Annotated in this window: 1 pseudogene; it reads left to right on the forward strand. The window is 39.8% G+C overall.

What is annotated here, in order from left to right:
- Positions 1–435 (forward strand): annotated as a pseudogene (locus RT41_RS10280) (IS6-like element ISS1A family transposase); the annotation flags it as partial.

Genomic DNA, 435 nt, shown 5'->3' on the forward strand with positions numbered 1-435 from the left:
AGAAAAATAGACAGTCCTTCTATTCGTGGAAAATGGATGAAACTTATATCAAAATCAAAGGTCGTTGGCATTATCTCTATCGTGCAATTGATGCGGATGGATTGACTTTAGACATCTGGCTACGCAAGAAACGGGATACTCAAGCTGCTTATGCGTTCTTGAAACGACTACATAAACAGTTTGGTCAACCAAGAGTAATTGTCACGGATAAAGCGCCCTCTATTGGTTCTGCATTTAGAAAGTTACAGAGTAACGGTTTATATACTAAGACAGAGCATCGAACCGTGAAGTATCTCAATAACCTCATTGAGCAAGACCATCGACCAATCAAACGACGCAATAAATTTTATCGAAGTCTACGAACTGCCTCAACCACGATTAAGGGCATGGAAACAATTCGAGGAATATACAAAAAGAACCGAAGAAATGGAACGC

Origin of the sequence: Lactococcus fujiensis JCM 16395, assembly GCF_002441655.1 — a bacterium.
GTDB classification, from domain to species: Bacteria; Bacillota; Bacilli; order Lactobacillales; family Streptococcaceae; genus Lactococcus; species Lactococcus fujiensis.